General features: G+C 56.0%; 19 protein-coding genes. 5 read left to right on the forward strand and 14 right to left on the reverse strand.

Going from position 1 to position 24,167, the window contains the following annotated elements; translation table 11 throughout:
- The first annotated feature begins 389 nt into the window (after window positions 1-389).
- The gene (locus Poly41_RS14795) at window positions 390-1,400 is read left to right on the forward strand and encodes a hypothetical protein (RefSeq protein ID WP_146527185.1); all 1,011 of its coding nucleotides are present in this window, start codon (window positions 390-392) and stop codon (window positions 1,398-1,400) included.
- 98 nt (window positions 1,401-1,498) lie between these two features.
- Window positions 1,499-2,440: a hypothetical protein gene (locus Poly41_RS14800; protein ID WP_146527187.1), complete on the forward strand. Its 942-nt coding sequence runs from the start codon at window positions 1,499-1,501 to the stop codon at window positions 2,438-2,440.
- 35 nt (window positions 2,441-2,475) lie between these two features.
- Here Poly41_RS14800 and malQ read toward each other — a convergent pair whose 3' ends face one another.
- The 11 genes from malQ to Poly41_RS14855 all read right to left on the reverse strand — a co-directional run bounded on the left by malQ (window position 2,476) and on the right by Poly41_RS14855 (window position 17,042).
- The gene (gene malQ / locus Poly41_RS14805; RefSeq protein ID WP_146527189.1) at window positions 2,476-3,975 is read right to left on the reverse strand and encodes a 4-alpha-glucanotransferase; all 1,500 of its coding nucleotides are present in this window, start codon (window positions 3,973-3,975) and stop codon (window positions 2,476-2,478) included.
- Window positions 3,975-6,461 carry a glycogen/starch/alpha-glucan phosphorylase gene (locus Poly41_RS14810; RefSeq protein ID WP_146527191.1) on the reverse strand — a complete coding sequence of 829 codons (2,487 nt, stop codon included), beginning with the start codon at window positions 6,459-6,461 and terminating at the stop codon, window positions 3,975-3,977. Before Poly41_RS14810 ends, malQ begins: the two co-directional genes overlap by 1 nt.
- A 183-nt stretch (window positions 6,462-6,644) precedes the next feature.
- Window positions 6,645-7,121, reverse strand: coding sequence for a YaiI/YqxD family protein (locus tag Poly41_RS14815; protein WP_146527193.1), 477 nt, complete (start codon window positions 7,119-7,121; stop codon window positions 6,645-6,647).
- A gap of 98 nt (window positions 7,122-7,219) precedes the next feature.
- Window positions 7,220-8,539, reverse strand: a complete 1,320-nt coding sequence (locus Poly41_RS14820; RefSeq protein ID WP_146527195.1) for a citrate synthase — start codon at window positions 8,537-8,539, stop codon at window positions 7,220-7,222.
- A 160-nt stretch (window positions 8,540-8,699) separates the two neighbouring features.
- The gene (locus Poly41_RS14825; protein ID WP_146527197.1) at window positions 8,700-9,989 is read right to left on the reverse strand and encodes a hemolysin family protein; all 1,290 of its coding nucleotides are present in this window, start codon (window positions 9,987-9,989) and stop codon (window positions 8,700-8,702) included.
- The gene (gene ybeY, locus Poly41_RS14830) at window positions 9,986-10,549 is read right to left on the reverse strand and encodes an rRNA maturation RNase YbeY (RefSeq protein WP_231615669.1); all 564 of its coding nucleotides are present in this window, start codon (window positions 10,547-10,549) and stop codon (window positions 9,986-9,988) included. Before ybeY ends, Poly41_RS14825 begins: the two co-directional genes overlap by 4 nt.
- Window positions 10,518-12,881, reverse strand: a complete 2,364-nt coding sequence (locus tag Poly41_RS14835; RefSeq protein ID WP_146527199.1) for an HD family phosphohydrolase — start codon at window positions 12,879-12,881, stop codon at window positions 10,518-10,520. Before Poly41_RS14835 ends, ybeY begins: the two co-directional genes overlap by 32 nt.
- A complete protein-coding gene (locus Poly41_RS14840) occupies window positions 12,874-13,827 on the reverse strand; it encodes a PhoH family protein (protein ID WP_146527201.1) in 954 nt (317 codons plus the stop codon). The genes Poly41_RS14835 and Poly41_RS14840 overlap by 8 nt, the downstream gene beginning before the upstream one ends.
- 120 nt (window positions 13,828-13,947) lie before the next feature.
- Window positions 13,948-14,895 (reverse strand): phosphatidate cytidylyltransferase, encoded by a 948-nt coding sequence (locus Poly41_RS14845; RefSeq protein WP_146527203.1) that lies wholly within the window; start codon window positions 14,893-14,895, stop codon window positions 13,948-13,950.
- A 53-nt stretch (window positions 14,896-14,948) separates the two neighbouring features.
- Window positions 14,949-15,710, reverse strand: a complete 762-nt coding sequence (uppS, locus tag Poly41_RS14850) for a polyprenyl diphosphate synthase (RefSeq protein WP_146527205.1) — start codon at window positions 15,708-15,710, stop codon at window positions 14,949-14,951.
- A 9-nt stretch (window positions 15,711-15,719) separates the two neighbouring features.
- Complete coding sequence (locus Poly41_RS14855; RefSeq protein ID WP_197231356.1) at window positions 15,720-17,042, reverse strand: adenylosuccinate synthase; 1,323 nt, start codon at window positions 17,040-17,042, stop codon at window positions 15,720-15,722.
- 504 nt (window positions 17,043-17,546) lie between these two features.
- On the opposite strand from Poly41_RS14855, the gene Poly41_RS14860 reads away from it, so the two are divergent.
- The gene (locus tag Poly41_RS14860) at window positions 17,547-19,166 is read left to right on the forward strand and encodes a hypothetical protein (RefSeq protein WP_146527207.1); all 1,620 of its coding nucleotides are present in this window, start codon (window positions 17,547-17,549) and stop codon (window positions 19,164-19,166) included.
- A 134-nt stretch (window positions 19,167-19,300) separates the two neighbouring features.
- On the opposite strand, the gene Poly41_RS14865 is transcribed toward Poly41_RS14860, so the two are convergent.
- From Poly41_RS14865 to Poly41_RS14875, 3 genes are read right to left on the reverse strand one after another with little or no spacing between them, the layout of a single operon-like run.
- Entirely contained in the window at window positions 19,301-20,989 is a 1,689-nt protein-coding gene (locus tag Poly41_RS14865; protein ID WP_146527209.1) for a hypothetical protein, read from the reverse strand.
- Window positions 20,979-21,926: an ABC transporter ATP-binding protein gene (locus tag Poly41_RS14870; protein WP_146527211.1), complete on the reverse strand. Its 948-nt coding sequence runs from the start codon at window positions 21,924-21,926 to the stop codon at window positions 20,979-20,981. Before Poly41_RS14870 ends, Poly41_RS14865 begins: the two co-directional genes overlap by 11 nt.
- A complete protein-coding gene (locus Poly41_RS14875; protein WP_146527213.1) occupies window positions 21,923-22,327 on the reverse strand; it encodes a GntR family transcriptional regulator in 405 nt (134 codons plus the stop codon). Before Poly41_RS14875 ends, Poly41_RS14870 begins: the two co-directional genes overlap by 4 nt.
- 562 nt (window positions 22,328-22,889) lie before the next feature.
- Between Poly41_RS14875 and Poly41_RS34120 the strand changes: the two genes are divergently transcribed.
- Entirely contained in the window at window positions 22,890-23,054 is a 165-nt protein-coding gene (locus Poly41_RS34120; RefSeq protein ID WP_197231357.1) for a hypothetical protein, read from the forward strand.
- A 162-nt stretch (window positions 23,055-23,216) separates the two neighbouring features.
- A complete protein-coding gene (locus Poly41_RS14880; protein WP_146527215.1) occupies window positions 23,217-24,068 on the forward strand; it encodes a DUF1559 domain-containing protein in 852 nt (283 codons plus the stop codon).
- Window positions 24,069-24,167 lie beyond the last annotated feature (99 nt).

Below are 24,167 nucleotides of genomic sequence, written 5' to 3' on the forward strand. Positions count from 1 at the left end.
GCAGAGGTGCAACTTGACAAGGGATATCCCGGTCGACGGTGCGCCAAGGGTGCTACCGGTTCCCGGCGGACGACCGACCGTCGGGGACTCTTTTCTAAGAGATCATTGGACACCGGAGCCATACCTCATGCGCGGTACAACGAGCCCAGCGGGAGAGGTAAATCCTGTATGTCTTTTTCAATCAACAACTTAAAAACCGGACGACCTCTTACGGCGACGGTACAGTTTGCCTGACCCGCATGAGGCAATTGTTTCGCTTCCCTTGCAAGTCCGATACGTGTCATGACCGATTCCATCTGAAAAATCGGTTTCTGTGATTTGATCTGTGAAGAAAGGGGCAAGCTCGCTGATCATCACGTCGTCTTGCTGCTACGGGTGGAAGGTGCACCATGCTTTACGGTATCGGTCGCGCGATTGCCGCGTCCTGTCTTTTTGCCTCGCTTTTCCTTGCGATGGGCTGCACGCCCCGAGTGATTGTCCGCGCTCATCCGGCACCGAATGACAACGGCATTCGTTATTACCGGCCAAAACCCTACCTAAAAGTGGAGCCGGCCGAAGTTGCGGTCGACAAGAACCAAACCACGTTGGTGCCGGGAATGGTCCGGATTTCACTGGCCTATTTGCCCGATTTCAGCGAAGAGTATGCGATCGATGTTCGGCCTGGTTTGGGGACTGCCAGTGTTGGCATCCAACTTGAAGACGGCTGGAACCTGACGGAAATCAGCCAAGATCTCGATAGTCAAACCGATGAAAATCTAAGGGCGATCGGCAGCGTCCTGACGGGAATCGGGGATGTCATTCCCACTGCGTCGAAGCCATCGACCTCCCAAGAGGTCAACTTCACCGTGCCGGCTCAGAATGTCCCAATCGGGTTCTACGAATCGATTGTTGGCCGAGACCCACGCGGTTGCAAACGTTTGTATGGATTTCGTTACGTTGGCTTTTTGCCTTTCTCGGGATGCCCCGTCGACATGGGCGGTTCCGAGCATTTTTGTTGTGGCGATGGCTATCACTCGCTATACGGACTGACCTTCCAAAACGGGCAAATGGTCTTTCAACTGCTTGAGGTGATGGCGACCACCCCGATCACAGCGGCGGCAGTCACGCCCAATCAGCCTACGAAAGCCGATGATCGATCGTTGGGGACATCGCGTTTGACGAATCCCGAACACATCGACCTTGCGCGGCTGTCCATTGAACTGCGAACCTACCTGAAGCAGCTCGACGCCGAGGTTGTTTCGGTCGACGCAGAGGAGCAGAGTGGCGAGGTTGTGGTTCGGATCGTCGTTCCCGCTGGATCGCTGGCGTTTTCGGTCCAGCGAGCTGCTGAGGACTGGTTGTCACAGAGCTTGCAAGTTGGCGATCGTTATGACGTGATCGTGGAAGCCGAATCGCCATGAAGCTAACGCTCGACCGACTGCGACGCATCCAAGCAACACTCGACCGCCGAGTGATCGGGCGGGATCCCTTGAATATCCGTTCGGTCGGGTTCTAACCATTGGATGACGACAAGTTGCGGGGATCCGAGCGTCCCGCGTTGCCAGTCGTGGCTCAGTTTGATGTTTGCCGAAAGAGGACTGACGCAACGCCGCCGCAACGGATTGAAAAGGTCGAGCCGGTCCGACTGCGTGATCGATGCCGTGACACCTACGACTCGTTAAGGCTGCCAACCAATGTGGTTGAAGTCGGTTCGGTTGTGCCAACCGCGGTGCGAATCAGCACCGAAGCCGCCTACGCCAGCACCGCGGTGGTGGTCCGCTGGACGCGAGTTCGTCCGCTGCCACCGCCACCGAGCGATGCAGTGGAAGATCCACGTTGGCGATGGGGTGTGTTGACCGTCTCGCATCTCTTTACCGGCAATTCCGCAGATGGGAAGCGGCGTGCCGCCAAGGTTCGTAGGCTGGCTGCGTGCGGGGATGGGCCTGACGCGATTCGCGGTCGTGTGATTGCTCGGGGACGAATCCCAGGGGGGCCCGATGTTGGCCTGGTCGAAACCGGGCTGGACCGACTTTGGCTCAGCGGGTTCTTGCCCCGCGTTGCGGCTCCTGCGATTGACCTGGTTAGCGAGAGCGAACTGCTTCGCTGGATTCGCAAAGGGACCGATGGGAATTTCTTTGCGATCGGAAAATCGGTTGGTTGGAATTGGCGAACCTTCTATCCCCAGCTTTCGATCCAAGGGCTGGGACGACTGAGGCACATCTTCCGCTATGAAGCCAAACCCAGTGGCGTCACCCAACCCACCTCATCCGATCGGCATCCGTTTGTCGTTGGAACCAGTGGTGGCATTCTGGTATCCGGTGGGATTCCTGTGGGGATTCAAGTCGCCGCGATGGCTCCGGAATTTCGCATCGGTTACGCACAATCGTTTACCGCGTCGATCCCCTGGCTTGGCCAACAGCTCAAGGCGTCGTCGCTGGCCGTGGTCAATGTGTTAACGTAGCAACGTTCCAGCGCACGTTGGCCACAAGTGCTCTGCTAACACCGATCGGCTGAATGGGTCATGGCGGCGAGCCGTTCCGCGAGCTCGTTTGTGATTGCCCCGGATTGAAGCCGCCAACCCCAACTCCCCTTGGCTTTGCCGGGCTGATTCATCCGTGCCTCACTTCCCAGCCCAAGCAAGTCTTGCACGGGAATCACTGCCGTATCGGATCGGGAGTTGAGCACTGCGGCAACAAGTTGAAAATGGATCTCTTGATCGGAAGTAATGATTTCAGCCAACAGCTCGCGTTTGTCTGGATCGCGCAGATGGTCTTTGTACCAGCCCATCACCGTGTCATTGTCGTGGGTTCCCGTATAGGCAACGGAACCTTCTGGATAATGACTGGGACGATGATAGGCGTCGTCCTTCTGTTCGAATCCAAACTGCAACACTCGCATGCCTGGGAATCCAAGCCGATCCCGAAGTCGGTGAACAGCTTCGGTGATCATTCCAAGGTCCTCGGCGATCAGCGGCAATTCACCAAGTTTCTTTCTCGCCGCCATAAACGGTTTTTCTTTTGGGCCTTGTTGCCACTTGCCAGCGACGGCAGTTCGCGACCCGGCGGGCACTTCCCAATAGGATTCGAAACCGCGAAAATGATCGATTCGCAACAAGTCAAACTGATGCAGCGCTTGGCCGAATCTGGCGGTCCACCATGCATAATCCGTGGCCTCGATCACGTCCCAGCGATATTGTGGATTGCCCCAAAGTTGTCCCGTTTTGCTGAAGTAGTCTGGCGGGACTCCAGCGATAAGCGTTGGTTTCCCCGACCCATCGAGGCAAAACAGATCTTGGTTTGCCCAGACATCGGCGCTTTCATGCGCAACAAAAATCGGCATGTCACCATAGGTCCGAATGCCTCGTTGATTGGCGTAGTCCTTGACTCGCATCCATTGCACGTCAAACACAAACTGCTGGAACTTCGAGAACTCGATCTGATTCGCTAATTTGTCATCCCATTCGCGAATCGCTTCCTCCGATCGCTGCGCCAACTCCCTCGGCCAACGCGTCCAATCGCAAAGATTGAAATGCCGCATCAAGGACTCATAACGAGCAAAATCGTCCAACCACCAAGCACTGTTGGTTACAAACGATCGAAAACTCGACTTCAACTCGCTGTGACCGTCACGGAGAAAGTTCGTAAAGGCCTTGTTCAGCAGCGGTTGTCGGTAAGCGGCGACCGAATCGAAGTCAACGCGACTCGGATTGGTTGGAGTGGGCGGCGTCTCCGCGATATCCGACTCGTTCAGCAGCCCCGTTTCGACGAGCGAACGAGGGCTAATCAACAGCGGGTTGCCCGCAAACGCCGAGTAGGCGCTGTAAGGCGAATTACCATGAGCCGGAGGGCTGAGTGGCAAAATTTGCCAAATGCCCTGTCCCGCTTGATGCAGGAAATCGACAAAACGAAACGACGAATCGCCCAGGTCACCAATGCCAAACTCATTTGGCAAACAGGTGATATGGCAAAGCACTCCGGACGAGCGGGGAAAACGCATTAGGAATCCTGCAGCGGCTTGGCGCCCCAAATTTCGTCCGCGTACTGTTGGATGGTGCGATCGCTCGAGAACCACCCACTATTGGCGGCGTTGAGAATGCTCATGCGGTTCCATTTCTCGCTGTCCAAATAGGTCTTCGATGCCTCGACTTGCGCGTTGATATAGCTGCGCAGGTCCGCGATGGTCAGCCACTGATCGTGAGGGTTCCGCAATCCCGTCGTTAGCAAGTCAAAGATCCCAGGCTCCTGCTCGTTGAACATACCACCTTCGAGCATCTCCATGACCCGCTGGATATCCGTATCCGCAGCGATGATCGCGTTTGGATCGTACTTTTGCTTTGCCACTTCAACACCCTTGGCATCGAGTCCAAACAAGAAGAAGTTTTCGGCACCTGCCTGATCGCGGATCTCGATGTTCGCTCCATCAAGGGTTCCGATCGTGATCGCACCATTCATCATGAATTTCATATTGCCGGTTCCTGATGCTTCCTTGCCAGCCGTCGAAATCTGTTCGGAAAGCTCGGTCCCCGGACAGATAATTTCCATCGAAGAGACTCGGTAATTTGGGAAGAATACCAACCGTAGCAAGTCTTTGGTCTTTGGATCCGCGTTGATCACCGAGGCAACGTTATTGATCAGCTTGACGATCAATTTTGCAACATGATACCCCGGAGCAGCCTTGCCGCCGATCAAAACACATCGCGAAACCATGTCTTTCGTTTCGCCACGGCAAATTCGGTCATACAGATGAATCACATGCAACACGTTCAGCAATTGACGCTTGTACTCGTGAATCCGCTTCACCTGGACGTCAAACATCGCCGCTTCATTGAACTCAACACCCGTGTTTTCCAGAACATAGTCGGCGAGACGACGCTTGTTTTCCTGTTTCACTTCCGCCCAACGTTTGCGGAAAGCGGGGTCTTCCGCCAAGGGGATCAGTTTCTTCATCTGCTCCATTTCCGAGTCCCACTCGGTGCCGATCGTCTCATTGAGAAGGTCTCGCAGACCCGGGTTGCAGTGAGAAAGCCAGCGGCGCTGTGTGACACCGTTGGTCTTGTTGTTGAACTTCTCAGGCCAAATGTGATAAAAGTCCGAGAACAAACCACTCTTCAGTAATTCGGTGTGCAGATGAGCGACACCATTGACCGAAAAACTGCCGACGATGCACAGGTAAGCCATTCGGATGTGCGGTTGATCGCCTTCTTCGACCAGCGACACACGGCGACGAAGCTCGGTATCGCCCGGATGCTTCTTCGCTACTTGAGACAAAAATCGCTCGTTGATTTCAAAAATGATCTCCAGCAGCCGAGGTAATAGTCGGCTGAACAACGCAACCGACCATCGTTCAAGTGCTTCGGGCAGCAAGGTATGGTTTGTGTAAGCCATGCATCGCGTGGTGATTTGCCAAGCAGTATCCCAATCAACTTTGTGCTCGTCCATCAACAAGCGCATCAGTTCGGGAACGGCACACGCGGGGTGGGTATCGTTCAATTGGAAGCAATTCAAGCGACCAAAATCGCTGAAATCATCACCATACTGCTCAACCCATTTAGCAAGCACATCTTGGAGACTTGCCGAGACAAGAAAGTACTGCTGCTTCAGACGCAGTTCCTTGCCGTTTTCGCTCGCATCGTTGGGGTACAACACCATCGAAATCTGATCTGCATTGTTCTTTTGGACGACCGCGTCGGGGTAATTACCCGAGTTGAATTCTTCCAGGTCGAACACGTCCGTCGCTTCGGCTTTCCACAACCGAAGTGTGTTGACCGTATCGTTTTTGTAGCCGGGAATCGGCATGTCATAGGGCACGGCCAACAAGTCGTGAGTTCCAACCCAACGGCTGTATGGCGTGCCGTTCTCATCCATGCAACGCTCGGTGTGCCCATACATTTTGATGGTCCGCGTGTGCTCAGGACGTTCGATTTCCCAGAAATTCCCATCGCGCAGCCAGTGATCAGGGGCTTCGACTTGCCGTCCAGCTTCGATCGATTGATGGAACATGCCGAATTCGTAACGGATGCCGTATCCAGCGACAGGCAACTGCAAATTTGCGCAGCTGTCCAGGAAGCAAGCTGCCAGACGGCCAAGGCCACCGTTGCCAAGCCCGGCATCGGGTTCCTCCTCAGCAACTTCTTCGAGGGTTACGCCGTAGCGGTGCAGTGCTTCACGTGAAGCTTCGTCCAAGTCCAAGTTCTGAACGGCGTTGTTGAGCGAGCGACCGAGCAAGAATTCGAGCGAAAAATAATGGACGCGCCGTTGGTCACTTTCGCGAAATCGCTCGCGGGTTTCACGCCAATAGGGGACCAATCGGTCACGAACGGCCGTCGCTAAGGCACGATAGTAATAGGTTGGATCCGATTCTTTGTCATGGATGCCAAGTGTGTAATAGAGGTGGCGACGAAGTTCATCAGGCAAAGACGCGAGCAGGTTATTGGAGTCCTCAAGCGAGATGTCAGCGGGGGCCATGGAGGTCTGGTCAAGCATCGTTTTCAGCGTCCTTCGTGATAAGTCGTTGCCGGAAATTTGGTTTGGCGATTTGGCATTGTCGCGAAATTCGCCCTTTTTGTCGATGTGATTCTAGGGTTTCTTCGCTACCACAACCGTCGATGTCAAACCCCCATCGTGGCACCAATGTCCGACGGCGGATCGATCGCCCAAAACAGGGGATTAAGGCGATTCGCTAGCTTTTGCTCTACGAATGGCTTTCGTCAATAAACGGTCAAATGTCGCCGCAAAGGCTTTCTTGTCGGTTTCGCCATAGGGCGGGCTGCCGCCGGTCACCATGCCGCTGCCGCGGAGATCATCGAGGAAATTCCGCATCGATAAACGGGTGGCAACCGTGTTGGGCGAATACTCATCGCCTCGAGGGTCGATCACAAACAGTCCCTTATCGACTAATTGCCCCGCCAAAGGCAAGTCCGCTGTGATCGCCAAATCGCCCGCCTCGCCATGAGTGACAATGTAGCGGTCTGCCTGATCGGCACCATCCGCGACTTGAATCGATCGAACCGTCGTCAACGCAACCGGTGTTTCAAGAAACCGGTTGGCCACCAACAGGGTTTCCACGCGGAGGCGTTTCGAAGCGCGAAACACAATCTGTTTCACATCAAAAGGGGCGGCGTCGGCATCGATCCAGATTTTCAATGAAATGGCCCTCTCGAACTCGTCAACCGATCGCTTCATCGATCAGGAGAGACGCATCGGTCAAAAATGGGAATGACCGAGCGGTCCCGCAACCCTGATTAGCCGCGTTGTTCGATCGGAACGAAACTGCGTTCGGTCTGACCGGTGTAGATCTGACGAGGGCGATTGATTCGAGTCGCCGGATTATTATGCATTTCAATCCAGTGAGCGATCCAGCCGGGAAGTCGGCCGATCGCAAACAAGACGGTATACATCTGAATCGGGATTCCAAGGGCTCGATAGATCACACCCGAATAAAAGTCAACGTTCGGATAGAGCTTTTTCTCGATGAAGTACTCGTCCCTTAGAGCAACTTCTTCAAGCTGCTGGGCAACTTCAAACAACGGGTCGTCAAGATTCAATTTCTTGAGCAATTTATCACAACTGGCTTTGATGATCGTGGCTCGCGGATCGAAGCTCTTGTAGACGCGATGGCCAAAACCCATTAATCGGTAGCTGTCATCTTTATCCTTCGCCCGGTCAACATACTTTTGAACATTGCCACCGTCTTTGGCGATTTCATCCAGCATGTTCACGCATGCCTCATTCGCTCCACCGTGAAGCGGTCCCCACAATGCACTGATGCCAGCCGAAATGGACGCAAACAAGTTGGTGTTGCTGCTACCGACCATCCGTACCGTCGAGGTGCTGCAGTTCTGTTCGTGATCAGCGTGAACGATCAGTAGCAACCGCAATGCTTCGATAAAATCGGGATCCACCACGTAGTCTCGTGCCGGAGTGGCAAACATCATATGCAAGAAGTTCTCACAGTATCCCAAATCATTGTTGGGATACATGAAGGGTTGGCCAACCGATTTCTTATAACTGTACGAAGCAATCGTGGGCAATTTCGCCAGCAGTCGATACAGCGAGATCTCGACCTGCTTGGGGTCGTTCGGGTTGAGCGAGTCCTGATAAAACATTGCCAACGCCCCGACAACACTGCTCAGAATCGACATCGGGTGAGCGTCGCGCGGGAAGCCGTTGTAGAACGACTTCATGTCCTCGTGGATCATGGTATGGTCGCGGATCCCCGCACGAAATTCGGCCGCTTGAGCTGCGGTGGGTAAGTCGCCATAGATCAGCAAGAAGGTGGTCTCGATGAAGTCGCAATTTGCGGCAAGTTGTTCAATCGGGTAACCCCGGTAACGGAGGATACCTTTTTCGCCATCCAGAAAGGTGATCGCGCTACGCGTGCTGCCGGTATTCACAAACCCTTCGTCGAGCGTGATCATTCCCGTCTGTCCACGCAATTGACTGATGTCAACGCCACGCTCCCCTTCACTGCCTTCCACAACCGGCAACGAGGTTTCCGTCCCATCGTAAACCAGCTTTGCTTCACCTTTTTGTTTCACGTCTAGACTAGCAGCGTTGCTCATTTAGGATTCCAGGTTGGTTGGGACAATCAAACGGATCGCGACGAGAGGAGAAAACGGGTCGCTTTACACTCTTTCAAGTTTTGCCCTAGTGTAGCCAGCCGACAACAACTCGACAATCACGTTGACAGGACACTGCAAAACGCTCGGTTTCGCGGCCGGGCTAGCCAGCTTTTTGATCCTTCACGCTTTGGCGATGAATCCGCATGGAATCGATTTTTCGATTACTGGCTTTTAAGATTTCGATTTCCGATTCGCCCAGTGTGAGTCGATGGCCTGCTTCGGGAATTGCTCCGGTGTGGAACAAAACGTAACCGGCAATCGTTTCGTAATCGTCGCTTTCGGGTAAATCCCACCCAAGCAATTCGTTTAAGTCGTCGATCATCAATCGGCCATCGACTTCGACGGTGTTGTCGTCGATCATTTGCAACCCGATCTCTTCCTCCTCGTCGGACTCGTCAACGATCTCGCCGACGATCTCCTCCAAGGCATCCTCAATGGTCACGACGCCTGTGGTTTGTTGAAATTCGTCGAGTACGATCGCCATGTGGCTGCGGCTATGCAAGAACTCACGCAACAAAAACTCAACCGACCGATCAACCGGCACCACCCAGCTGCGGCGCATGATTTCGGTGATCGGCTGATCCGGTTTGCCGTCTCGCTGCAAGTACTCCAGCAGATCCTTGACATACAAGATGCCGATCACGTTGTCGAGCGTTCCGTCGTAGACGGGGAATCGAGTTCTGCCCGCATCCACGATCGTTTTGAGGATCTCGTCCCAGCTCCACGAGACATCGATCGCATCGACGTCACCCCTCGGTGTCATGATGTGCCCGACGGTGTCTTCATGCAAGGTCATGACGCCTTGGATCATCTCGCGCACCCCGGGTCCGAAGTAACCTTCGCGCTGGCCCGCCGTTACGATGGTGCGAATCTCATCTTCCAGTTGCTCTTCGTCTTCATCTTCATGCTCCTGCTTGCCAGCCAAGCGTCGTGTGATCACTTCGACCAATTCCCCCGGTGCGGACAACGGATGCATCAGAGTCGACAAGGTGCGCCAAAAGGGCCATGTGTGGTAAAGCACCTGAGTCGAGGCGAACCGTGTGACCGCCGTCGGAATCCAGACGTGGATCAACATCATCGACAAGCCCGCCCCGGTGGCCCACACGGTGAGAATCTTACCGTTGGGCTGAACCTCGGCTGCGAACAACGCGGCCGTCCCTGAAATCAAGAACAGGGTTGTTCCGATCATTCGCAAATACTCGCTGCCTCGGATCGCGGCGTCTTGATGGTCGATGACCGCACCAAATCGCTCGCGATTCTTGTTCAGCCGACAATACGCCTCGAGCGACCGACCGGCAAAGCGGTCCAGCAATTCGCCGCCGAGGCCTCCGACGCTGCTAAGTGTGAAACCGAACGCGGATAGCAACCACCCATAGATTGGCTCGGTCATTGCGATCCCCCCGGTGCATGGATTTCTGACGATCGAGGCTCAGCGGGAGCATACTTTTCAGCGTCCTCGATGCCGAGTTGTCGGAGGACGTCCCGCTCGGCGATTCGCATCTCCGCTCGCGAACAAGGATCTTGGTCCTCCATGCCGGTGATATGCAGCGTGCCGTGAACGACGTACAGCAGCAGCTCGTTTGCGAGGGGCCAGCCTGCCTCGGCCGCCGAACGCCGGGCCGTTTCGATGCTGACGACCAGTTCGCCTGCGATTTGAGGTGGATCAGCGAGGTAGCCGAAACTGATCACATCGGTTTCGTAATCATGATCGAGGTGGCGACGATTGATTTCGCGGATCACCGAATCCTCGGTAATTCGAACGCCGATCTCGCCGCAACGATACTTTCGATGCGCAAGCGCATGTTCAATCGCGGTGCGAAGTTTGACATCCCATTCCGCTTCCGACCATGGAGCAGGTAAAGGGTCATCCGCAAGGATTTCGATCAAAAGAGATTCCGCCGGTTGGCGATCCCCTTCGTTAGGCAGATTGTTGACCAGGGTATTTGACACGTGCGTGGTAGATCGCGGTTAAGGATTTGACAAGGCTGGCGCGGACGCGGTCGAGTTGGCGGAACGTCAGCCCGCATTCGTCGAATTGGCCATCCGCCATTTTCTTTTGGGCAATCGAATCAACAAGCCCTTGAATCCGCGAGGGTGTCGGGTCCACCAACGTCCGCGAGGCACTTTCGACGGTGTCCGCCAACATCATCACGGCGGCTTCGAGCGTTTGGGGTTTCGGCCCTGGATAACGAAAATCCTTGTCGCTAACCGATTCGCCGTTTGGGTTTTCTTCGCTTCGGCGCGCGGCTTCGCGATAGAAATACTCGACCAACGTGGTGCCGTGATGCTGCAAAATGAAATCGACAATCGACTCCGGCAGATGGTGACTACGAGCCAAGTCGGCACCATCTTTGACATGCGCGATGATCACCAAGGTACTCATCGCGGGCTGCAGCGAATCGTGTTGGTTGATTCCGGCACTTTGGTTTTCGATAAAGTACTCGGGCTTAAACATTTTTCCGATGTCATGAAAATAGGCTCCGACGCGGACCAGCAGCCCATTGGCACCAATGGCATCGGCAGCGGCTTCCGCGATCGACGCCACGTTGATCGAGTGGTTGTAGGTCCCCGGTGCTCGCTGTGCCAACCGTCGCAGCAGCGGATGGGAGGCGTCGCCCAGTTCCAGCAAACTCAAGTCGGTTTGCACACCAAATGCTTTTTCGACGAGCGGCAGCAATCCAGTCATCGCGGCGGCCGACACCAAAATACAAACGCCCGCCCAAAGCGATTCTCGCCCCAGCCCAAACACAACCGTTTCAAATTCAGGACCGCTGTACATCCCTTCCAGGTCGCCGCTGAAATCACTTGCCGAAAGCGTCTGCGCCGTAACCACGCCCACACCCACCACCGTCATCGTCGTGATCGCCGCCGAGACCGCGCCGACATACAACAAGTGGGTGCGGCTGCGAATACGGCCGAGCAACAAGATACAGCTCGTACTGGCCGCCAACAACATCACCATTTCCGAGATTCGGGCGCCAAGAAAAAGCGTCACGGTCAGACACAGTGCTGCCATCAACAGCAACGCCAATTCCCGACCGTAGACGACAGCCATCACCGTGGACGCCAAAACCAGCGGAATCAACTCAATTCGCCATTCGTCTCTGGCGGCATAAAAACAAAGTGCGACCGTCGCGACAATCAAAAGCAGCATTTTTGCGAGCTTGACACGATCGAGCAGCAGTTCGCGATCCTCAACGAAGAAAACGTAGGATCCGCACAGCAAGTACAGCGCCGTAATCATGCCTGCGTAAGCGGCAAAACGTGCCAACTTGTCCCGCCAGCCCATCCGATTGGCGAACTCGCTCTCCTCCATACGCAGCAGCGCAAGCTCTTTACCCGTGAGCGGTTTGCCGGCATCCGCCAATTTGGAATCGCCCGAATAGTAGGTTGTCATCACCGGTTCAACCCGAGCGGCTGCGGCCACACGCGCTCGTTCGCTCATTTCATCGTCGTAGACTAAGGTCTCGTATTTCGGTAGTTCGTTTATGATCCATTCGCTGATCATCCGTGCCACGACTTGATCCGGATCGTTGTCAAACCGTAAGCGAAAGTACTCGTGCAACAGGCTCTGCAAGTCGGTGCTTGCTTGAGCGATACGCACCTTGCTCGCTTCCACCGGCACGGCATCATCGGGTTGACCCGCGGGATAAACCAAGATGATCCGTTGATTGCCTTGGTCAGGCGTGTGTTGCATTGACCGCAGCAAGCCATTTGCGTAAATCGGTTTCATCGCCATCGCGACCGCTTCGTCCACCTTGGTCAACTCGGGATCTGTCGACAAAATCGATTTCAGCAGGGCGAACCGATCCGTAGCCGTGTCACCTGGACCAGCGGTTTCATCGCCCTCATAGAATTGCGCGAAAGCGTTGTGTTCATCCTCGGTCATCTGGTCAAACGACTGGGCCCCAAGTGCCAGGAACAGCTGGTCCTTCAAGATCGCTCGCAATTGATCGAGCGGTTTGGTCCGGTTCCGGTAAAGCACCGGTTCCTCACGTCGTTTTTGTCGGCGAACGGCATCGGTTTCCAGCTCATCCGGAACTTGAAACGTGACACGCGTGATCAAATCGCGGGGCAAGACGGAACCCTTGCGATAGGCAAACGGTGGTCGCCAGGATTGGCAGAGCACCAACATCAACGCGGCCGCAAGGACCGCCATGCCCACTCGCAGCAAAAAGTCCGCCTTGTCGCCACGCTGCCACCACTGGATGAACCGAGGCTTGGGGATACCAAGCGACTCGATGCGTTCTTGACGGGTTCGTTGTTTGGTTGTGCTACTCATCGCTATGAGCATCGTACGCTTTGACGATCCGTTGGACCAACCGGTGCCGGACAATATCCGAGTCGCGGAGTGTAAGGGAGCCAATTCCGTCAATACTGCCAAGCCGTTGCATCGCATCGCGCAGCCCGCTGGTGATACCGCGAGGCAAGTCCTGTTGCGAAATATCGCCGCTGACCACCATTTTGCTGTTTTCGCCCATTCGAGTGAGGAACATCTTCATCTGAGCCACCGTGGTATTCTGGGCCTCGTCCAGAATAATGAATGCGTCATTGAGCGTCCGGCCTCGCATGTAGGCAAGCGGAATCACCTCGATTACATCTTGCTCCATCAGCTCTCGAGATTGATCGTAGTCGATCATTTCCCCCAAAGCGTCCATCAACGGACGCAGGTACGGATTCAGTTTGGCACGTAAATCTCCCGGCAGGAACCCCAAACTTTCCCCGGCTTCGACCGCTGGGCGCACCAACACGATCTTGCGGACCAATCCGGCTCGGAGCGCTTCGACCGCCATCGCGACGGCCAAGTAGGTCTTACCACAACCGGCTGGGCCCGCCGCAAAGGTCAAATCGTGGCTGCGAATGGTATCGACATAGTGTGCCTGGCCTGGTGTTCGCGGCTTGATCCGACGACCAGCATGTTGGATGTCGATCTCGTCGCCTGAGATCCGAGGCAGCACACCTTCGATCACCGCTCCTTGCTCGGTCGCGGCGCCGTCGACGTCGTCGATGCTGAGCGTTCCCTTTTTTCGCGAGATTTGACGCATCTTTTCCAAGGTTCGGGTCGCTTGCTGAACGCGATCCCCATCACCGGCAATCCGGATTTGTCCATCACGCTGGGTAATGCTGACATCAAACAACCGCCGCAGCTTGCGAATGTGCTGGTCGCGCGGCCCGAAAAGAGTGAGAACCTCTTCCGAGTTGGTGATCGCTAAAGTCGCTTCGGTCATTCAAATGCCTGAAAAATAATCTTCCGGGTCGGGCCGAGACGCATCGCGGGTGCAAAACGAATCAACTCACCTTGTACTACGTATTACATTCCAAACCGGAAGAAATACAAAATGATTTTGTTAAACAATAGGTCCAGCGACCCCTGCGGAAAAGCACAGAAACGCTGGCATGATCGCTGCGATCAGCGAATCGGTCACATCCCACACGCCACCAAGACCAGGCAACAATTGTCCACTGTCTTTCGCGTCCGCATCGCGTTTCACTAAGGATTCCGCTAAATCGCCAAGCATACCGGACACTGCCAAAACAGGCCCCAATACGATGGCCCCCCCAAGGTGGTGCAAAAACGACAAATCGGCACCGACAAATCCGAACGCAGGAAAAAGCCAACGCAAACATACGAACGCAACGATCGTGCTGGTCGCAATTCCTCCGATCGCACCCTCAATCGTCTTTCCTGGACTGAGCCGCGGAATCAATTTGTGGCGTCCGAGGGCTCGGCCCACAAAATAGGCGCCTGCATCGGATGACTTGGTCACCGCCAAGGTGGTCAAAATCGCTGCCAATCCCCAGTTTCCGCTTCCCATCATTCGCAGCGAAACCAGCAGCGCCATGGGCACGGCGACGTAACTGGACACAAACACCGAGGAGCAGGTGCGGCCAATTGCATGACTTTTGGTCGATTTTTGATCGTCCCCGCCGTACACCCACATTTCATGGCCCATCGCCAGCATCACAGCAGCCACCACGCCGAAAACAATCCATCCCAACTGCCCGATCTCGCAATCGACCGGATAGACCTGCCCAAAGATCGGCCAAAGCATCGGAACACAGGCGGAAAGGGTTACCGTTGCCGTGCCGGCGATCGCCACGAACGGCGAAATTGGCCGTCCGCTTTGCTGGATCAGCCCCGCCAAATCCCAGGCGGTGCCAAGTGAGAAGAACACCAAAACCGGCAGCAGCCACAGTCCTTCGGCACCCGTCATCCCATGGGTCGCGTCCATGTAGACCAGCGTGCAGATCACAACGATCAAGAGGGCAGATGTTTTCAGTCGATCAATCAGCACGCAGTGGTTCTCCGAAGTCGGGCTCGCGGGTGGCCGTCGGCTTGTCGCCGGACCTACTCATTCACACTCAAACCGCCAAACCGACGTTGACGTGTTGAGAAATCGCCGATCGCACTGAGAAAGTGCTCTCGCGTGAACTCGGGCCAACACGTTTCGGTCACCCAAAGTTCGGCGTAACTGAGTTGCCACAATAAGAAATTACTCACTCGCATGTCACCGCCCGTGCGGATCATCAAATCGACTTCGGGCAACCCAACGGTATAGAGCCTGCTGGCCACCAATTCTTCGTCGATGTCCTCTTCGTGGAGGGAACCTTCTGCGACCTCGCGGGCCAATTCGCGAACCGCATGGGTGATTTCGTCACGGCCGCCATAATCGATCGCTAAGACCAGCTCCGTTCCTGGGTTGCTGTCGGACATCGCCAGCGTCTTGTTCATTTCTACGATCACGTTTTCCGGCAAGCGGTCACGGCGGCCAATCACCTTCAATCGCAATCCTTGGTCCATGATCGTGCGCCTCTCCTCGACCAAATACTGCTCGAGCAAGTGCATCAAGAAATCAAGTTCCGCACGAGGACGTTTCCAGTTCTCGCTCGACAAACAGTACAGCGTCACCGCTGCAATGTTCAGTTTTGTTGCGGTTTCGCTAACCATTCGCACGGTGCCGACGCCGCGTCGATGCCCTTCGATTCGCGGTAGACCACGGGATTCGGCCCAACGACCGTTGCCGTCCATGATGATCGCGATATGTCGAGGCTGGTTCGCAACCGGTTGGGTGACGCCCTGTCGCTCAGCAGCGTGAACAGATTCTGTCATCGAAGCTTTCTAAACGGATTGCAATTCCAGTACAGATGCTGCATCGGTGAAGATCGTTTGTGCACGATCGGGACCAACCGACAAAACGCCAACAGGGACACCGACAAGTTCTTCAATGCGGCGAACATAGGCGAGTGCACCAGCGGGGAACTGGTCCATGCTGCGAACATGGTCGACGGGTTCTTTCCAACCAGGAATCGTTTCGTAAATAGGCTTGCAACGGCGCAGCTCATCCGCGTGACCCGGGAACCGCTCGATCCGTTTACCATCAAGCTCGTAAGCAACACAGACCTTCAATTCATCCAAGTGCGCCAGCACGTCCATCATCATCAGCGCCAATCGGGTCACCCCGCTAAGCCGCGACGTGTAACGAACCGCAACGGCATCAAACCAACCGCATCGACGTGGCCGCCCCGTGGTGGTGCCATATTCATTGCCAAGTTCACGAATGCGATCCCCCGTTGCATCGCTGAGCTCGGTCACAAAAGGTCCCCCGCCGACTCGCGTGCTGTACGCTTTGCAAACACCAAGCACCGTGTTGATCCATTTTGGAGGAACACCCGCACCAGCACAAACGCCCACACCGCTGCTGTTGCTGCTGGTGACGAACGGGTAGGTGCCGTGGTCGATATCCAAGAGTGCACCTTGAGCCCCTTCAAACAACAGCCGTTTGTTCGCCTCCGCTGCATCGAGAAGTAAATCCGTTGTGTCGCCGATCATCCCTTGCAAACGCTCGGCCCACGAGGCGGCCAAGGGGACGACCACATCCGGTGCGATCTTTTGCAGTTCGTCGTCGGATGCGCCAAGATTCTTCAGCAAGTTGATTTTCTGCTCGGCAACCGTACGAATCCGATCGTCGCGATGCGATTGGACCAAGTCGGTCATGCGAATCGCATGCGTCCGCCCCACTTTGTCGCGATAGCACGGCCCGATGCCACGGTTGGTGGTTCCGATCGATTCGCCCCGCACCTCGGTCGCGTTGATTTGCCGATCTTCGGCCATGTGCCATGGCATCACCAAGTGAGCCCGCTCGCTGATCAGCAGGTTTTTCGAACAATCGATCCCACGAGGCGCTAGGGCATCCATTTCATCAAGCATTGTGGACGGATTGATGACGACGCCAGGGGTGATCAGATTCTGCACTTGTGGGTGCAGAATACCACTAGGGATGTGGTGCAATTTATAGGTCTGGTCGCCTGCGACGACCGTATGACCGGCATTCGCGCCCCCCTGATAACGAACGACGATGTCAAACTGGGGCGCCAGCAAGTCGACTAACTTGCCTTTCGCTTCGTCGCCCCACTGCAGACCAATGACACAAGTACCCGACACCAAACGAACTCCCGACAATTATGGGGGGCTGAAAATGCTGCGGGAGAAGCCCCACGGCGCAAACCGAAAAGCGTAAGCCGCAGTACGGATGCTGGCAAGAGGCGGGAGGAATCGGCCGGGGAGGCAATCATGGCTGAGGGCGTTGAAAAGCCAGTCCTCGCCCACGCGACGGCTCTACTCAAAATCTTGTGCCAATTATAGGAACGGAGTCGGTTTGGAAGCGGGCTGAATGGCCAGCGGGCCGGAAAACACCGAAGGCTGACCGCTGACCGCTGACGGCTGACCGCGACTTCCAAATGTCTGCTTGCGCGTCTCCGGCCGACCCGAAAATCCTCGCAACCGTTTCAACCGCTCAATGCCGCACCGAAAAGGTTTCCATTTCTTCAAAGTTGACTGCAGAAACGTTGACCTTTCCGCTCCTGAAACGTCCACTTGCACGTGAAGACCTGCGCGCAATGACGTGATTGCGCGACTCGGCACATTGTACTTGTACGGGATTGATGGATGTCGACACGACGCCACCTATTTGCTGCGATCGCGCTTGCTGCGACCCAGTTCATCGCCACCGACGCTTCGGCATGCTGTTTAACCGATTGGCTGTTCGGACGCACTCCGGTCTATGTCGCTGGTTACACCCCCGCGCCCGCTACGGTTTGCTCCGCGGATGGTTGCACGACGATGCCTTACGCGGCCGGCTATGCCCCCGTGGTCTCGGCACCCTATGTTGCCGGTTACCCTTCGGCGGTGCCGCTCGCTCCGCCCGTGACATCGCAGTATCAAGTCAGCGGCGTCTACCAGGCCCAGCGGCCTGCTTATTACCAAAATCCATCGGTCTATACGGGGCTTCCGGTCGCGACATCGCCAAGCGTTCAAACGTCTTATCGTCTGCCGATCACCAATTCGGCGACACCCTTTTCGGGCGTTTTCCCAACGACGGCGAATACGGTTCCTCTTACTCAAACCTATCGTGGCGCCGCGCCAACGGCATCGTTTTACAACGGCGGAAACGCCTATCCCACTCAATCGTACGACAACAGCTACTCGGCGGGCTATGCCGGGACAGCCGTGCCCATTGGAACACCGATGACAGCGGTCCCTGCAACCGCGGGCCCTCCGCTGTATCCCGTGAACTCACAACCGGCTTCCGGCGGCTTGTCGCGGTTCTTCGGTTCCCTGTTCGGAACGAACTACCAGACCTCTTATTACAGTGCACCCGTCACCTATTATCGCCCCGTGACCTCTGTGGATCCGATTACAGGTGCGACCGTGACGACTCAGCAAGGCTGCTCGTCCTACGAACAGCAACTCCAACGGACTCCGTACGCATCGCTTGGTAACACGCCGCCGACAACCGTATTGCCACCTTCGTTAGGGTACGGTGGAACCAGCTACGGGGCCGTGGGACAAGCAGGTGCATTGGGATCGCCATACGATCGATCGGTGGTTCCGATTCCAGCGACGGGCAGCACCCCGTCGGCCTATGGTCCAAGTACGGGCTACACGCCGCAGAATAACACGCCGCAGAATAACACGCCGCTGATGGGGACGCCTTCAACCACCCCCAGCGACGCGGCACCGATGAGTCAGCCGCAACTCAATTCCGCGACGACGCCCTACGGATCGGCTTATCCCTATTCGGCCTCACCCAGCGCTGCCCCACGGAGCACAAGCCCACCGAGTGTAGCTCCGCCGAGCATGACCCCGCCCAGCATGACACCACCGCCCTCGGCGTGGCAGCTTCAAAACCCAGCCGATTCGAATGCCTTTGGGTCATCATCCGCTGCGTCAGACCAGATGATTTCCTCAACGACCTCCAGCAGTGATCCGTCGCAACCTCAATCGAACGTTCGGCCGATTGAAGCACCTCCGAGCTACCAGTCACCGTTCAGCCGCCCGACGTTGCAGTTCGAACCGAGCACCGACTACAAGGGCTCTTCACCGGTTGCGCCAGCACTGCCACCCAGCAGCGATTACGAAATCAATGCATCGAGCCGCGATTCCTACACCAACGGTATCCCCGTTCGTGAAGCCGGACTGATCCGTCAGCAGTCGTACCGGCAACCGCTTGGCCAGCCAAAACGAAACGCGGCCCGCGAAACAGGTTGGTATTCGCTGAATCCTTAAGGATCAAGCGGAAAATCAGTGGCACGGGCTTCCAGCCTGTGATGGGCAAAACACAGGCTGGCAGCCTGTGCCACATTGCAAATCCGAACTTGTTTTCGCTCGATCCTAAGACGGCATGCCTGGTGGCGGACCCGCTACCGATGCCGGTTCCATTGCACCGCCACCGGCAGCACGATGATTCTGGAAATCGGTAGCACGAGCATCATGTAAGCCAAGCTCATCGCGAACGTCACTCGCGCATCGGGAATCAGAGCATACAGCACGGTTGCCAGCAACACGCAGGTGGCGAGCCAGACGGCCAGCGCTCGGTTGATCGACGAGCCACACACCGCCCCACTTCGGTAGCTCATCCTCAGCGAGCCGATCAACGCAATCGCCTTGATGGCCAATAACGTCACGACGATGTTGGGAATGTAGGTTAGACCAAGCTGAAAGGATGCCATGGTTTCTTCCCATTCTCGCTGTTGGAAAAACCAATGGCCGGCGGCAACCGTGATCGCACTGCAGCACAGGACCAACACGCCGACCACCGAAATGGCAACCCACGTTCGGCCCGTCATCGTCACCCACTGGTAAGCGATGGTCCGTCCAACAGCCATGGCGATCAAGGCGACGGTGATCGCGGCCGTTGCCCAAGCCCCAGCCGCAATCGGCGTTCGGTCGACCGTCGGGTATTCCGAGATCGCCGTGGCCCACCGCATCCACGCTTCCCGGTTGGTTTCGAAACCGAACCAACAGACCAAGAATACAAAGCAGACCGTCAAGAACAGAAGTGAGTTGATGACGTTGGATCGAAGCCGGCTCCAGGCAATCGTTTCCGACGCCAACGGGCTGGCGGCCAAGTAAGGTGGCAAGGTCGTCGTCACGCTGTGGGCCGTTGGCTCGACAATGCAATGCGCGCCGCTGTTTCCGCAAACAAAGATCATGATCGAACCCATCACCAAAATTGCGACGGGGTCCCACTCCATCATCAGCAGGAACAGAAAGGTTGGCAGCACAATGAATAACAGCATCCGCGCTCGGTAAGGCCGCGACCGCCGCTGGTCATGCCATGACAGTGCCGACGACTCTGTGTTGTGGTGATGGACGCTGCATGTACCGTCGTGATCTCGATCGAGCCATTGCCAGAAACGCTTGCCGACCGGAGAGGCTTTGGCTGGCATCGTTCCGGCAACGTTGCTGCGGGCGACCGGTAGGGTGTGAAACGCAAACGCGACCGCAGCCACAAAAAACACGGCTTCGCCAACATAAATCCAACCGATGATCGCCGCCGACAGCCGCGGGGATGCCGCCTCAACACCAAGGCCCGCAAATGAGGTCACGGCGATCGGGGCCAACACAGCAAGTGCCGCAAAGCGGTGCCAGCCAACTCGGAACGGACGCCACGCAATGGCGGAGACCCAAAACCCCGTTGCCGCCATGCTGAGAATCGGAATGACGATTGGAACGGACTCACCAAAGTGCCAACAGGTGATCGCAATGCAGCACCATAGGAGCGTGACCCATGCGGTCTTCATCAACAGCGGGACGATTGCCAGCTTCCAAGTAGAAATGGGCATCCTTAGCAACCAGCGACTGTAACCTGTTTCCGGTGACTCCAAGTTGTTCCAGTAGACAAAATCGAAAGCGAAAATGCCCCACATCAACGCAGGAAAAAAGCCAAAGAAGAACACGTTGGCGGCGAAGGTGCTACTTTCGGGCGATGTGGTCGGAGGTCGCGTCCATAAGAACGCCTCGGACATCGCCAACAAGCTGACGAAGGAAAGCAGCATGAATCGATGCCGCGACCACAGAAAGCGAAGCAGTGCAACGTTATCCGACATCCGACACCTCCGTTTCCTTTTGGCTTGGCGATTTTGAGGGACGTTCCCGGCCCGCCCTGGCCGCAAACCAGCTCTCCAGTCTGATCTCGCGCCTCGAAACAACGGTCACATCCTCGGGCAGGTCAAGTGGCCTCGGATCACAGAGGTTCGCGTCCATCACGCCGGACCATTCGTTTCCTTTTCGTTGCCAGCCAATCACACCCGCGACATTCGGCGGAGCAACCGAGTCCGCTCGATACGTGACTTCCTCGTATCGCCTTTCCATTTCTTCCACGGTTGTCGTCTCGATGATTTGGCCCGCTCGCATCAACGCCACGGTGTCGCAAACCCGCTCCACTTCGTCGAGCAAGTGGCTCGAGAACAAGACGGTTCGTCCCTCGTCGTTGACCGCTCGAATGATCGCTTCGAGAATATCACGTCGCGCCAACGGATCGAGTCCGCTGCTGGGTTCATCGAGGATCAACAGCTCGGGACGATGTGCAATCGCCACCAACAACCCCGCTCGTGCGCGGAGACCTTTCGATAGGGATCGCAGTCGATCGCTGCGTGACAATCCAAACATGTCGATCAGTTCCGCGGCATACGCCTCGTCCCACGTCGAATAGATTCCTCGAGCAAAGTCGACAAGTTCCCCCACACGCATCCATGTCGGCAGCGAATCTTCTTCGGTCAAGTAACCAACGCGCGATAAAACCTTTACAGGATCCGCTACCGGATCAAGGCCCATCACTCGTACCGTTCCGCTTTGGGCCTTGAACGATCCAATCAGATGCCGAATCAGCGTCGTCTTGCCGGCACCGTTGAGCCCCACGAGTCCGAAGACCGAACCGACGGGGATTTGTAGACTGACCTGATCCAAAGCGACGTTGCCGCGGAAAGACCGGCTCAGCTTGTGAACGTCAACCGCAAGCGATTGGGGGTTTGTTTCGAAACTCATTGCGATTCCTCTTTGCGGTTCGGCTGAGCAGAAAACTGTTCATCATGTTTGTGCAGCAAAGTGACCAGATCCTCGGTTGGGATCCCAAGTTGACGAGAGAGTGTCAGCAGTTTGTCGATATGGGGGCCAATCATACGGCGGCGTTGTGCGGCCGAGTGACGCTCGACGATTTGCGATACAAAGGTCCCAGTCGTCCGTCTCTTTTCGACAAGCCCTTCGTGCTCCAGTTCCCGGTAGGCACGGGCCACCGTGTTTGGATTGACTTGCAGGCTTTCGGCCAAGCCCCGAATCGTCGGCAACTCGTCACCGCTGGCGAGCACACCCGAAACGATTCGAAACCGAATCTGGTCGACGATCTGCTGATAGATCGGTGCGCCATCGCTGGAGATGTGTATTTGCATCTTGAACCTTTGTGTTACTACATTAATACAACACAAGGACTCTCGAGTCAAGTGGGACACGCGAGCATGCGGAGCCGGGAGTGCAGCGGAAGGCACCCAGGAACAAAGCTCTTCGCCCGACGCCGACGCGTTTGAGAACGAAGCCCGATTGGATTTGGGCTGTGCGCTGCCGGGGGCGTGCGCTGGAATTTAGCCTTCAGGCGACTGCGGGATGCGCTGTTGCGGCTAAAGCCTGAACTCCAACCCCCTTCTTGATAAAAAACGACTTAGAAACTGCACGACTCTGGGCCGTGGGGAGCCTGAAGGTATCGTGTCGGAACGAACGTGGAGAACGGTGTCGATTGCCCATTCGAATCCATTCCCATCACCCTTGGAAAGGGCTAACCCGCTTGGGACCAAAAAGTTTCGGACGCGAGAGAAAAATTTTCGATTAATTCCGTTTTTAGTCCACCGCTGCAACGCAAAAACCGTGATTCCATCTGCGAGCCCCCTCATATTTGAGTGAATCCACGCACCACAAAGGGTGGCTTTCTGTTTTGTTCTTTTCCCTTGGAGCCTTTTCATGTTGTATCGATTTCTTTTGCTCGCTGTTCTCGCGGTTCCCTTTTCGGCTGCGCTGGGCTGCGGGTCTTCGAGCGAACCGGTGCCGGTAACCACGAGTGAAGAGGAGATTGCGGCGTATGAAGCAGGTCTGGAGGAGACGGATGGCGGGTCTGCACGGCCTTAGCGGCAAGCCGCTTGCCCGACCGGCCTGAAACCAGGTCACGATTGACAACTATCGGTCACGTGGCATTTCGAGATGCGTCACGTAGAGCCTTATCACCTTTTCGTTGAATCGAGGGCGTTTTGTTCTCGCCCTACTTTTTCCTTTTCTAACGGGGACAGAATCATGTCAAAGAAACGAACCGCGTTTACTCTCGTCGAATTGTTGGTGGTGATTGCCATCATCGGCGTCTTGGTGGGACTCTTGCTTCCTGCGGTCCAAGCGGCTCGTGAGGCCGCACGACGGATGAGTTGCAGCAATAATTTCAAGCAAATTGGTTTGGCCATTCACAACTATCACTCCGCGTTCAGTGCCATGCCGATGCACGGAACGGGGGGTACGAATGAAACGGAGGACAATTGGAACACCGCAGACAACCACGTGTTGGCACCCGCAGCGCCAGTGGGTTATTCGCGGCACATGTTGAGCTACCTGGTCGGCATTTTGCCATTCATGGAACAGCAGGCCCTATGGGAAGTCATCTCGAATCCATCGGTTGATGCGGAGAACGAAGCTTGGCCACCGAGTGGTCCGGCTCCCTACGCAATCCGTTACGCGCCATGGGCCAGCGATGTACCGGCCTATCGATGCCCAAGTGATTCCGGCAGTGGGCTACCACCGATCGGTGGCGCAGCAAACAAGCGAGGTTTCCGCTGGGCCGACTTCCGGCCGCTCTACTCTCAGTTCAATACGATTCTGGCTCCCAATCGTGAGGTGTGCATTGCAGGGGGCCACGGGACCGACGCTGTGGTTACGGCCAGCAGCCGCCACCAAGGTGGTGTCCATGTTTTGATGGGCGATGGGGCGGTGAAGTTCGTGACCGATTCGATTGACGCGGGCGACTCGCATGCGGAAACCGTCTGGTACCGCAACAATTCCCAAGCGAGTTCCAACCCGCCTGGTAGCGGCAGTCCCTACGGGCTTTGGGGTTCGCTAGGCACGCGAGCTTCGAGGGAAACGATCAACGAAGAATTCTAGCCAAATCCTATCTCAGGTCATGGTGGGTGTATCGACCTTCATCTGGCTCGGTCCTTCTGGACGCCGTTTGCAGGCGGTCCGCCAACGGGCGTTTCCGCA

Source organism: Novipirellula artificiosorum, assembly GCF_007860135.1.
In the GTDB taxonomy this organism is placed as follows: domain Bacteria; phylum Planctomycetota; class Planctomycetia; order Pirellulales; family Pirellulaceae; genus Novipirellula_A; species Novipirellula_A artificiosorum.